Here is a 12726-nt window from a genome sequence, read left to right as displayed (position 1 = left end):
TGCGGCCCGTTTTCGCGGAGCCGCAGCCCCTGCCCGCATATTCCAGGGCTCTACCATCCACCTTCATAAAAACATGAATATGAGAATCAACACCGGAAAGGGCACCATCTCTCTGATAACCCTGATTGCCATATGGTCGATATCCCTTACCGTCAATCTGCCTGGGCTTGCAATAACGCCGATGCTTGGCAATCTTGACAAAATATTTCCCCACACATCGGAACTGGAGATTCAGCTTCTCACCGTGTTGCCGAATCTTTTCATTATACCTTTCGTATTGCTCTCCGGCAGGCTGTCTCTGTCAAAGAGCAAGGTGAGAATAGTGGTGGTAGCGCTTGCCATCTATCTTGGCAGCGGACTCCTCTACTTCTTTGCCCGTAACATGGTAGATCTGATAGTCATAAGCTGTCTGCTCGGCATTGGCTGCGGTCTGCTCATCCCGCTTGCCGCCGGACTGCTTGCCGACACATTCGTGGGGAAATACCGTATGCGTCAGCTCGGCATAAAATCAGGCATATCCAACATGGCTCTTGTAGTAGCCACATTTGTGGTAGGCTGGCTCAGCCACGGAAACTGGCGTCTGCCCTTTCTGGTCTATCTCATTCCGGCCATCCCGCTTGTGCTCTCAGTCTTTTTGCGGGGCATACCCAAAGCCGATCTGGCTCCCGCTCCGGCTGCCCCTGATCCGAAAATGAAAGCATCGGCAAAGGCAGCTGCAAAGGCAGCGATAGCCGGATCGCCAGCCGGAGCAATCCGGACGGCACCCCCTGGCTCTGCCGGCCTGTATGATCAGTACGGTTATATCGGTAAGGTGAGAGGCGGCTTCATACTCTCCCGTACGTGGTCGCTGATAGCGGTCTATTTCTTTGTCTGCTATGCTACGGTCATCGTAAGCTACTACACCCCCTTTCTTATGCAGAGCGAGGGTCTCGATGATTCTGACGTAGGCACTGTCACTGCCATATTTTTCCTCGCTGTCTTTCTTCCGGGCTTCATCCTGCCGTATATTATCAAGACATTGCGTCAGGCCACCTTGGTAGTATCGTCGGTAGTAATGATCGCGGGGATCGTTTTGATGGTGGTCTGCCACCGTTTCGGACTGATGTGCATGGCGGCCTCCCTTGTCGGCTTCGGCTACGGAGTGTTTCAGCCGGTCATCTATGACAAGGCCACCCAGATAGTCACCGACCCTGCCAAAGCCACACTCGCACTTGCCATTGTGCTTGCCGCCAACTATATCTCGATAAGTGCCACGCCCTTTATAGTCGACTTCTTCAGAGATATCTTTGATCCGCACCATCTGAACAATGCCTTCGCCTTTGAATTCAACGCTATTCTGCTGGCCGCATTCACGGTGATAGTCATAGTGCTGCGCAAATCGTTCGTCTTCCGCATCGACAAGTCATATTATTAACAAAAATACGTTTTCAAAAAAATGAACAGCCTCATACGTTTCGCAGCTGTAGTTCCGGCCTTGTGCGCGTTTGCCGGAGCATCCTCCCAGAATCATCCCCTTACTCCTCAGGAGGGAGAGGTGACAATAATCAATCCCTCGGCCACTCGGTCTGATTCGGGCCTGACCGTGATAAACATCTACAATATTTTTCTCCAGAACGCCCCGAAATCACACAAGAAATCCGGAGTGCCTAATTTTGCCATAGAAGGCAAGAACAAGAAATTTTATCTCGGCATAGGAGGCACGGCAAAAGCCACCCTGTCATATGACTGGGGCGACCCCATTGACAACGGCTTCAACTTCACCACATCGTCGATTCCCATGAACCCGCGAAAGGGCGACGGCGGATTGGTGCAGTTCAGCGCTGCCACAAGCGGACTCTATCTCAACTTCGTGGCCCTTCCGGGCGACAAGAACCAGCTGGGTGTCTACATTGATTTCAACCTCACCGGCAACAGCTATGGCTTTGACCTGCAGTATGCCTACATAAAATACCGCGGATTCACCGCCGGTTATGACTACAGCCTCTTCTCTGACATGGCCGCCGCACCTCCGAGCATCGACAATGAAGGCCCCTGCGGATTCACAGCCATACCGAACGGAGTCCTCGACTACCGTCACAGCTTCGGGCAGCACTGGAGTCTTGGAGTAGGAGTCGAGATGCCTATGGTCTCCGCAACCACCGGCGAGAAAACCTATGTGGTCAACCAGCGCGTACCTGACATACCAGCCTATGTGCAGTATTCATGGGGCGGAGGCAAAAGCTGGATTCGCTTTTCCGGCATTGTCCGCAATATGCTCTATCGCGACGAGATCGCCGACAAGAACCGTGACCAGGTAGGCTGGGGCGTGAAGATGAGCGGAAGCGCCTCGCTCACACCGTTGGTGACAGCCTATTATCAGGCTGCCTATGGCGAAGGAATCACAAGCTACTTCCAGGATCTCTATGAAGGCGGCCTCGACATGGTGCCTGACGGAAGCGGCCGTCTAAAAGCTGTCAAAGCCTGGGGCGGCTACTTCGGACTGCAATACAACATCTCTCCGAAAGTCTACGCCACAACCACCTACAGCCACCTCCGCAACTACGCCCCTGACTACTCCGGAGGCTCCACCGCATGGGACAGCCAGTACAAATACGCGCAATACGCCCTTGCAAACGTCATCTGGCAGATATCTCCCCACCTCTCCACCGGCCTGGAATACATCTACGGACGGCGTGTCGATATGTCGGGCCTCTCACACCACGACAACCGAATCCAGACCATGCTCCAGGTCACATTCTGACCTGCCACAAAGCACAGCCGGCATCCGGACCTCGGCAGGATGCCGGCTTAAACTACGCTGTGCGTGAAGTCCCTGCGCAGATTCTGAATTAATTTTTTTTGATTTTCTATCCGATTCTTTGTAATTTTGCACCTTTGAAGCTGATGGCTTGCATTTTGTGCATCGCATCAGTCCTCAAGTTTAACCGGAACAAATCAAAAACCATATCAGGTTCTTATGTATAGAACGAAAACATGCGGAGAACTCCGCCTTTGTGATGCCGGACAGGAGGTTACCCTCGCCGGCTGGGTGCAGCGCGCCCGAAAAATGGGTGGCATGACCTTTGTAGACGTGCGTGACCGCTACGGTATTACCCAGGTGGTGTTTAACGTGGAGAATGACGCGGCTCTCTGTGATGCCGCCAATAATCTCGGACGCGAATTCGTGGTGCAGATCACCGGCAAGGTGGCCGAGCGCACCAGCAAGAATCCCAATCTGCCCACCGGCGACATCGAGATCATTGCCTCGGATCTCAAAGTGCTTAACCGAAGCGACGTGCCTCCCTTCACAATCGAGGACGAAACCGACGGCGGCGACGATCTCCGTATGAAATACCGCTATCTCGACCTGCGCCGTAACTGCGTGCGTGCAAATCTCGAACTCCGCCACCGCATGGCCTTCGAGATCCGCCGCTATCTCGACTCGAAAGGTTTCCTTGAAGTCGAGACCCCGGTACTCATCAAGTCGACCCCTGAAGGCGCCCGCGACTTCGTGGTGCCCTCGCGCATGAATCCCGGCGAGTTCTATGCACTGCCCCAGTCTCCCCAGACCTTCAAACAGCTTCTGATGGTCAGCGGTTTCGACCGTTACTTCCAGATTGTGAAATGTTTCCGCGACGAAGACCTCCGCGCCGACCGTCAGCCGGAATTCACCCAGATTGACTGCGAAATGTCGTTTGTCAATCAGGAAGACGTGCTCCGGATGTTCGAAGGCCTCGTCAAACACATATTTAAATATGTAAAAGACATCGATTTCACAGAGCCCTTCCCCCGCATGACCTGGGCCGATGCCATGCGTCTCTACGGTTCCGACAAGCCCGACACCCGTTTCGGCATGGAATTCGTGGAGCTCAAGGATCTTACAGGCGGCAAGGGCTTCGCCGTGCTTGACGATGCCGAATATGTTGGAGCCATCGTGGCCCCCGGTTGCGCCGACTACACCCGCAAGCAGCTTGACCAGCTCACCGACTTCGTGAAGCGTCCGCAGATTGGGGCCAAGGGCATGATGTGGGTCAAGATCGAAGCCGACGGTTCGATCAAGTCGTCAGTATCCAAATTCTACAGCGAAGACGACCTCCGCACATGGGCCGACCGTGCCGGAGCCAAGGCCGGTGACCTCATGCTGATTCTTGTCGGACAGACAATGAAGACCCGCAAGCAACTCTGCGAACTGCGCCTCGAAATGGGCTCTCGCCTCGGTCTGCGCGATCCGCAGAACTTCTCTTGCCTTTGGGTGGTAGACTTCCCACTCTTTGAATGGGATGAGGAAACACAGCGTTACTACGCCATGCACCACCCCTTCACAGCCCCCAACCCAGATGACATCCATCTGCTCGACAGTGACACCGGCGCTGTGCGCGCCACTGCTTATGACATGGTGGTCAACGGCAACGAGCTTGGCGGCGGTTCCATTCGTATCCACGAAGCCGAACTCCAGGACAAGATGTTCCGTCTGCTTGGACTCTCCGAGGAAGACGCCCAGTATAAATTCGGCTTCCTGATGAATGCCTTCAAATACGGAGCGCCCCCTCACGGCGGTCTTGCATTCGGATTCGACCGCTTCGTCAGCATCCTTGCCGGCCTCGACTCGATCCGCGACGTCATCGCCTTCCCCAAGAACAACTCAGGCCGCGACATGATGATCGATGCACCCGCCGCGATCGACGATTCGCAGCTCGACGAACTTTGCATCCGTCTCGACCTCAAAGAAAAGGAATAAGCCACGTTGCCAATGACAGAGCCGAGTATCATTGAGATAATAGAGTGCATCGAAGCCTTTGCCCCGCGCTCGATTCAGGAAAAGTGGGACAACACCGGCTGGCAGCTCCGCCCTGCATCCGAACTTAACAGCTGTACAGGAGTCATGCTTTGTCTTGACGTGACTCCTGAGGTTGTTGATGAGGCTGTCAGTGAAGGCTGCAACCTGATAGTTTCCCACCATCCATTGTTGTTTCACGGTCTGAAACAAATTTCGCCTGACAGGCCTAACCAGCTTGCCCTGCTCAGAGCAATCACCCACGGGATATATATATACTCTTCCCATACGGCGCTTGACAACGCTCCGGAAGGAGTCTCCCATCAGTTGGGCAAGATGCTGGGACTGATGGATATTCAGGTCCTCTCTCCGCGTCAGACTGATCCCTCGACCGGGCTTGGAGTGATCGGTGACTTCCACTACGCCCTTTCGGAAGATGACTTTCTCAAGCGCGTCAAGGAGGTCTATCAAACAGAATCGCTTCGAGTGTCAGACTCTGGCAGATCTTGGCGGGGAGTGCAGAATGTGGCCTTGTGCAGCGGGTCGGGAGGCGAATTCATCCCCGATGCAATAGCCGCCGGAGCCGACGCCTACATCACCTCCGACACCCGTTATCACGACTTTGTCGATTTCGGACGCGACATCCTGATAGTCGATACCGGCCATTTCGAAAGCGAAATCTGCACTAAGTCAATTTTTTCGGCCATTGTTTCAGAAAAATTTCCTAACTTTGCAGTCCGGCAGTCACGTGCCGAGCACAACCCTGTGCGCTACGTCTGAAAAATAAAAAATCCACATATACCAATATGGCGATAGAGCAAAACAAAAACGACCAGACCCTTTCTGTTGAGCAGCGACTCCGCGCTCTTTACGAACTTCAGACCATCCTCTCGGAAATCGACCGCATCAAGACCATCCGCGGCGAGCTTCCCGAAGAAGTCCGTGACCTGGAGGACAACATCGAGGGTCTTCACACCCGTGTCGATAAATTCAAAGCCGAGATCGAAGACCTCCGTCTGAAATCGGCCAAGGAGAAAAACAACATCGAGCAGGCCCAGGCACAGATTGCCACCTACAAGCAGCAGCTCGATAACGTGCGCAACAATCGCGAGTTTGATTTGTTATCTAAAGAGATTGAATATCAGACCCTCGAAATCCAGCTCTCCGAAAAGCGCATCAACCAGTATGCCCGCGAGATCGACAACAAGAATGCCGACATTGCCGCCGCCGAGGAAACCCTCACCGACCGCAATCACATTCTCGCCGACAAGCGCCGTCAGCTTGAAGAGATCGTCTCCGAGACCAAGAAAGACGAAGAGCGTCTCCGTCTGCAGGCCAAGGAACTCGAACCCCAGATCGACGCCCGCACACTCACCGCATTCAAGCGCATCCGCAAGAACGCCCGCAACGGCCTCGGCGTGGTCTATATCCAGCGCAACGCCTGCGGCGGCTGCTTCAACCGCATCCCGCCGCAGAAGCAGATGGAAATCAAGATGCACAAGAAGATCATAGTCTGCGAATACTGCGGACGCATCATGATCGACCCCGATCTCGCCGGTGTGACCGAAGGTGAAGCCTGAGACCCGTCCAAGGCTCCTGTCTGACGTCCAAACCGACTCTAAACAAAACTGAAAATTATGGAAAAGATTCTCCCCGGCAAATATGTCGAAATAAGCTACGACCTCTTTGATGTTGCCCCTGACGGAACTGAAAACCTCGTCCACAGTGTCACTGAAGATGAACCCGAACGCTTCATATTCGGTGTGACCCAAGGCATGATCCTTCCCCTCGAACGCGCTCTCGACGGCCTTGAGCAGGGCAGGGAGTTTGATGTCCCCGTCAACGCCGGCAAGGGTTTCCCCTATAACCCCGACGACGTGGCCGAGCTCAGCAAGAGCATCTTCATGGTCGACGGAAAGTTTGACGCCGAAACCATCCGCGAGGGCGCATACATCCCCATGATGACAGCTGACGGCTACCGCATCACCGGAAAGGTGAAAAAGGTGACTGCCGACCATGTTGTCATGGACTTCAACCATCCCCTCGTAGGCAAGGATCTCCGCTTCAAGGGCAAAGTGGTCACCGTGCGTGACGCTACCCCTGAAGAACTCCACCCTTCATGCGGAGGCGGATGCTGCGGAGGTTGTGGCGACAATGGCTGCGGAGGCGACGACTCCTCATGCGGCTGTGACGGCTGCGGCAACTGATCCGTCTTGACGCCGGGCCGCACACCAACCCCAATCAATTGCTTAATAATCTCAACACATTACCACAATTCATGGCAACAACTGCTGATTTTAAAAACGGTATGTGCCTCGACATCGACGGCAACTACTTTTTCATCGTTGAATTCCTTCATGTAAAGCCCGGCAAAGGTCCGGCTTTCGTCCGCACAAAACTCAAAAACGTAAAGACCGGCCGTGTCCTCGACAAGACCTGGAACTCAGGCGTAAAGGTCAACGAAGTGCGTATCGAACGCCGCCCCTACCAGTATCTCTACAAGGATGACATGGGCTACAACTTCATGCACACTGAAACTTTCGAGCAGGTAGCCCTCCCCGGCGAAAGCATCGACGGCGTTCAGTTCCTCAAGGAAGGTGACATCTGCGAAGCTATGGTTCACGCCGCTTCAGAGACTATCCTCACTTGCGAAATGCCCACCAGCGTAGTTCTCGAAATCACCTACACCGAACCCGGCATCAAGGGCGACACCGCCACCAACACACTCAAGCCCGCTACTCTCGAAACCGGTGCTGAGATCCGTGTGCCCCTCTTCTGCAACATCGGTGACAAGGTGCGCGTAGATACCCGCGACGGTTCATACGTTGAACGCATCAAGGAATAATCAGACTGACAGCTGCATCCGGACCTTAGATGGCCGGAATCCATAATGTCAAATAACAATGACGAGCCGGGGGAATTTTTTCTTCCTGGCTCGTCAGATGTTTTTGGGCAACTCTGCCCGGAGGTGTCATTGCGCACACACGGGCTACAATATATACACATATACACACTCGCAACAATCTCTTACCTCCTCCTCCCGAAACCCTTTATCAGAATCAAGAAACAGTACAATAGGTTATGAATATCAAAGAAATCTGTGATGGAATATACTATGTCGGAGTCAATGACCGCACTACCCACCGCTTTGAAGCCCTGTGGCCGTTGCCTGACGGTGTCAGCTACAATTCATATATAGTGAAAGGCAGCGCGAAAACGGCGCTGATCGACGGCGTGGAACTGAGTGCCTGCGACCGTCTGCGTGAAAATCTCATCGCAACCATCGGCGATGTCGCTCCTGACTATCTGGTGATAAACCATATGGAGCCTGACCATTCCGGCTCGGTCAGAGTGCTCCGCGGCATGTTTCCTGACATGACAATTGTCGGCAACGCCAAGACTCTCGAAATGGTCAGAGGCTTCTATGGCATAGCTGACAATGTGATGAGGATAGCTGACGGTGACTGCATCGACCTCGGCGGCCTGAGTCTGAAATTCGTCATCACCCCGATGGTCCACTGGCCGGAGACAATGATGACATACGTAGCGGAGAGGAAAGCGCTTTTCACCGGCGATGCCTTCGGTTGTTTCGGCGCTCTCTGCGGAGCGGTGACAGACTCCGACATGAACACCGAGCCTTATTTCCCGGAGATGTACCGCTACTATTCCAATATAGTTGGCAAATACGGCATGTTTGTAGGTAAGGCTCTTCAGAAAGTGGCTAACCTTGAGATGGATTTCATCTGCCCGACCCACGGACCGGTGTGGCACGAACAGATCGACCGTGTGGTCTCGATCTATGACCGTCTGAGCCGTTATGAAGCTGAGGATGGCGTGACGATAGTCTATGGCTCGATGTATGGCAACACCGAGGATATGGCTGAGGCGATAGCCTCGCGGCTTGCCGAAAGAGGCATCAGGAACATACGGATGCACAATGCCTCGGTCTCGCATCTGTCATACATTCTGAGCGACATTTTCCGTTACAAGGGACTGATTGTCGGCGCTCCTACCTATTCCAATACGCTTTTCCCGCCGGTGGAGGCTGTGATGAACGCAGTGAAGACCCGCGAGCTGAAAAACCGTGTCATAGGCACCTTCGGATCATTCACCTGGGCTCCGCAGGCTGTCAAGCGCATCAACCAGCTGATGGACGAAAGCAAACTTTACTGCGACGAAGTTGTTTCAGTTGAAGCGAAGCAGGCTCCCGGAGCCGATGCGATAGCCGAGTGCCGCCGGCTGGCCGACTCGGTAGCCGACCGCATTCTCCGGAGCTGAATCAGTATATTTGACCATATTATAAAGCTGACAGACTGAAGATGAAGACAAGCGACAACCGGATAGAGCGACATCCTTTTCCGCCGTTCATACCCACTGACGCGAAGGTGCTGATCATGGGCACTTTCCCTCCCAAGCCGCTGCGCTGGTCAATGGAGTTTTATTACCCGAACAAGACCAATGACTTCTGGCGTGTGATGGGAATAATCTTCTATGACGACGTGGACCATTTCCGTCTGCCCGACGGCGCTTTCGACGAGGCTCTCATACGCGCTTTCCTTGAAGAGAAGGGCATAGCGCTCCATGACACCGCGGCTGCTGTGATCCGACTGAAAGACAACGCCTCCGACAAGTTTCTTGAAATCATCGAGCCGGTCTGCCTCGAAGCCTTGCTTGAGCGAATGCCCGGCTGCCGTTTCCTTGCCACCACCGGCGAGAAAGCTGCCGGAGTGCTTGCGGGGCTGACCTCTACAGCAGTCCCGAAGATAGGAGAGTGGACATCGGCCGTGTGGCCGGCAGACGGACGAGTGCTTCAGATGACCCGTATGCCGTCGACCTCGCGGGCCTATCCGCTGGCTGTAGACCGTAAAGCCGATGCCTACAGAGAGTTTTTCCGCAAGGCCGGACTTGTCTGAGACAATCTTCCCTCCTGTCAGTCTCCATCCAGATAATCGAATTTTTTAATTTTAGAGAAGTATTTAATCACATGTTAGATCTCATTCCGCTTCTGGCACTGTTTGACCCGGCCGGCATTATGGCCGACTTTTTCCGTGCCGACCCAATGACAGTCTACCTGCTTGTCCTTGGCTTCATGGTCATCGAAAGTTCCTTCATTCCCTTCCCTTCGGAAGTGATAGTCCCGCCTGCGGCCTATCTGGCCTGCACCAAGGGGGATGTCAACATAATAGCCGTTGTCGGCCTTGCGACAGTAGGGGCTATCATCGGCGCGCTGATCAACTACTATCTGTCAGTCTGGATAGGCCGTCCGATAGTCTATCGTTTCGCCAACAGCCGCATAGGCCATGCCTGTCTGATCGATGAGGCCAAAGTGCGTCATGCAGAAGAGTATTTTGACCGCCACGGATCCGCATCGACCTTCATCGGCCGTCTGATTCCGGCTGTGCGCCAGCTCATTTCCATTCCTGCCGGACTTGCGCGCATGAATGTGGGCAAGTTTGTGCTTTTCACCGGACTGGGCGCTCTGACCTGGAACGTGGTTCTCGGAGCTCTCGGCTACTGGCTGGGCAAGATGGTGCCTCAGGAGCAGCTTTATGCGAAGGTAGAGGAGTATAACGACTATCTGACTTACGTGGGGCTTGCCATCGGAGTGGTCTGCGTGGGAGTCATTCTCTGGAATGCTTTCAAGCCGCGCCAAAAGAGAGCCGGAGTCTGAGCGCTTCGCCGCCGTCTCTCGCTCAGGAATGACTGGGATGACCCCCGTGCCGTCAACTTTTAGAGCCGAACCGACCCGAATTGAAAAATAAATGCGTACTTTTGTGGTGTCGTCCGTCAGCAGCGGGCGGCACCGCATTATTTTTTATTATATCACAGTCATGATTCAAGTCGCCCCCTCGTTGCTCGCAGCTGATTTCGCCCGTCTGGGCGAGGAAGTAAGCATGGTCAACAAAAGCCGTGCGTCACTCATTCACATTGATGTGATGGACGGGATGTTTGTTCCCAACATCACCATCGGTTTCCCGGTGATCAAAGCCATCAGCCGTATTGCCGAAAAGCCTCTGGATGTCCATATGATGGTCTGCGATCCGGGCCGTTATGTAGATCAGGTCCGTGAGGCCGGAGCGGAGATAATGAATGTCCACTGGGAGGCATGTACCCATCTCGACAGCGTAATCCGCTCAATCCGCTCGGCCGGAATGAAAGCGGCCGTGACGCTCAATCCGGCCACTCCGGTGATGCTGCTGCGCGACGTGATCCGCGATCTCGACATGGTGCTTCTCATGAGCGTCAACCCCGGCTTCGGCGGTCAGAACTTCATCCCTAACACAGTCCGCAAAGTCCGTGAGCTGCGCTCGCTTATAGCCGAAAGCGGTTCGGAAGCCGTGATCGAGATTGACGGAGGAGTGAATCTTGAAACCGCGCCCGCGCTTATCGAAGCCGGTGCCGACATTCTTGTGGCCGGAAGCTATGTGTTCAGGGCTTCCGATCCGTTCAAAGCCATTTCAGACCTTATTGACCTCAGCGAATGAATATCCGCGACATCCGAATAGAGAATTTCGACTATCCTCTGCCTGACGAACGCATTGCCAGGCATCCTCTCGCTCAGCGCGACCGCTGCCTGCTGCTCTTCAAAGACAGCGACGGAGCTCTCAGCACCCGCAGTTTCCACGAACTGCCCGGTCTGCTCCCGGCAGGCTCGATGCTTGTCTACAACAACACCCGTGTCATCAACGCGCGCCTGCGTTTCCGCAAGGGCGAGGCTGCCGACGGAGCTCTGATCGAGATCTTCTGTCTCGAACCTGTAGAGCCGGCTGACTATGCCTGTAATTTCGCCTCTGTTTCGGGCTGCTCATGGACCTGCTTCGTAGGCAACTCCAAGCGCTGGAAAAGCGGCGAACTGCTGATGCCGCTGAGCATCGACGGACATGATTTCACTCTGCGCGCCACCCGTGTGAGCCGTGAGGGCAACACTTCGGTGGTCCGTTTCGACTGGGACGACCGGGAGATTACCTTCAGCCGCATAATCTCGGCAGTGGGCGAGATCCCGATTCCGCCCTATCTCAACCGCGGAACGGAGGAGAGTGATTCCACGGACTATCAGACCGTATTCTCTCACATCGACGGATCAGTGGCCGCTCCGACCGCCGGACTGCACTTCACGCCTGAGGTGCTTGAGGCGATAGACGCCGTGGGGATAGCGAGGCGCGAACTGACGCTCCATGTGGGCGCCGGAACTTTCCAGCCGGTGAAGTCAGATACCATCGGCGAGCACGACATGCACAGCGAGTTCATAGCCGTGGACCGCAGTCTGATCGGCGAACTCGCCGCGACTGAGCGCCGGATCATAGCCGTAGGCACCACTTCGGTTCGCACTCTGGAGAGTCTCTACCATCTCGGCTGCCGTCTGGCTGCCGGACTGCCGGCCGATGTGCTGCCGCAGTGGTATCCATATGACCCCTCGCATCCTGATCTTCCGGTAGCCGAAGCCATGAAGGCGATTCTCTCGCATCTTGACACTACGGGTGAGAATAGGTTTGTGGCTTCGACCCGTCTGATGATAGCTCCGGGCTATCGCTATCGGGTGGTGAAGGGGATGGTCACGAATTTCCATCAGCCGAAGTCTACGCTTCTGCTGCTTGTTTCGGCTTTTCTGGCTTCTGATCCGGCCAATCCGGACTGGCGCGCAATCTATGACTACGCTTTGGCTGACAGCCGTTACCGCTTTCTGTCATACGGCGACGCCTGCCTCTTTCTTTAGGCGGGTGGTTTTGCATTGAGTGTGTGGAAGTTAGAGGATTTTGATGTGCGGGTTTCAGAGGGTTTTGTTCTTGGTTCTTTCCGGGAGTGTTCTTTCCTTTTGCATTGACGGCAAGGCATCTTGGGAGTGGAGGAGTATGCAGGCGGTGGAGTGAAAAAGCTGCATTGCTGTCAACACAATGCAAAGATAAGGCCCGATACACGCCGAAAAGGTGCGATAATGCGGAGAGATCCACAATTTATGCGTAACTTTGCCGTCC

Annotated in this window: 12 protein-coding genes; all 12 read left to right on the top strand. The window is 54.5% G+C overall.

Going from position 1 to position 12726, the window contains the following annotated elements; translation table 11 throughout:
- Positions 1–73: 73 nt before the first annotated feature.
- The 12 genes from E7745_RS01025 to E7745_RS00970 all read left to right on the top strand — a co-directional run bounded on the left by E7745_RS01025 (position 74) and on the right by E7745_RS00970 (position 12467).
- A complete protein-coding gene (locus E7745_RS01025) occupies positions 74–1414 on the top strand; it encodes an MFS transporter (protein WP_123398857.1) in 1341 nt (446 codons plus the stop codon).
- 21 nt (positions 1415–1435) lie between these two features.
- Positions 1436–2740, top strand: a complete 1305-nt coding sequence (locus E7745_RS01020; RefSeq protein WP_123398858.1) for a porin — start codon at positions 1436–1438, stop codon at positions 2738–2740.
- Between the two features lie 216 nt (positions 2741–2956).
- Entirely contained in the window at positions 2957–4717 is a 1761-nt protein-coding gene (aspS, locus tag E7745_RS01015) for an aspartate--tRNA ligase (RefSeq protein ID WP_136408116.1), read from the top strand.
- Between the two features lie 12 nt (positions 4718–4729).
- Positions 4730–5533: a Nif3-like dinuclear metal center hexameric protein gene (locus tag E7745_RS01010; protein WP_107032831.1), complete on the top strand. Its 804-nt coding sequence runs from the start codon at positions 4730–4732 to the stop codon at positions 5531–5533.
- 26 nt (positions 5534–5559) lie between these two features.
- Positions 5560–6333, top strand: a complete 774-nt coding sequence (locus tag E7745_RS01005; RefSeq protein WP_107032832.1) for a zinc ribbon domain-containing protein — start codon at positions 5560–5562, stop codon at positions 6331–6333.
- A gap of 57 nt (positions 6334–6390) precedes the next feature.
- The gene (locus E7745_RS01000; RefSeq protein ID WP_136408115.1) at positions 6391–6960 is read left to right on the top strand and encodes a peptidylprolyl isomerase; all 570 of its coding nucleotides are present in this window, start codon (positions 6391–6393) and stop codon (positions 6958–6960) included.
- A 71-nt stretch (positions 6961–7031) separates the two neighbouring features.
- On the top strand, positions 7032–7598 hold the full coding sequence (efp, locus tag E7745_RS00995; protein WP_107032834.1) for an elongation factor P: 567 nt from the start codon (positions 7032–7034) through the stop codon (positions 7596–7598).
- Positions 7599–7834: 236 nt separating this feature from the next.
- Entirely contained in the window at positions 7835–9031 is a 1197-nt protein-coding gene (locus E7745_RS00990) for an FprA family A-type flavoprotein (RefSeq protein ID WP_136408114.1), read from the top strand.
- 41 nt (positions 9032–9072) lie between these two features.
- The gene (locus tag E7745_RS00985; protein WP_123398863.1) at positions 9073–9666 is read left to right on the top strand and encodes a uracil-DNA glycosylase family protein; all 594 of its coding nucleotides are present in this window, start codon (positions 9073–9075) and stop codon (positions 9664–9666) included.
- A gap of 119 nt (positions 9667–9785) precedes the next feature.
- The gene (locus tag E7745_RS00980; RefSeq protein WP_136409149.1) at positions 9786–10424 is read left to right on the top strand and encodes a DedA family protein; all 639 of its coding nucleotides are present in this window, start codon (positions 9786–9788) and stop codon (positions 10422–10424) included.
- Positions 10425–10584: 160 nt separating this feature from the next.
- Complete coding sequence (rpe, locus tag E7745_RS00975) at positions 10585–11238, top strand: ribulose-phosphate 3-epimerase (protein WP_136408113.1); 654 nt, start codon at positions 10585–10587, stop codon at positions 11236–11238.
- Positions 11235–12467, top strand: coding sequence for an S-adenosylmethionine:tRNA ribosyltransferase-isomerase (locus E7745_RS00970; protein ID WP_136408112.1), 1233 nt, complete (start codon positions 11235–11237; stop codon positions 12465–12467). Before rpe ends, E7745_RS00970 begins: the two co-directional genes overlap by 4 nt.
- Positions 12468–12726 lie beyond the last annotated feature (259 nt).

Source organism: Duncaniella sp. C9, assembly GCF_004803935.1.
In the GTDB taxonomy this organism is placed as follows: Bacteria; Bacteroidota; Bacteroidia; order Bacteroidales; family Muribaculaceae; genus Duncaniella; species Duncaniella muris.
Note: the sequence above shows the minus strand (reverse complement) of the source record. Positions and strands in the feature narration are given on the sequence as shown.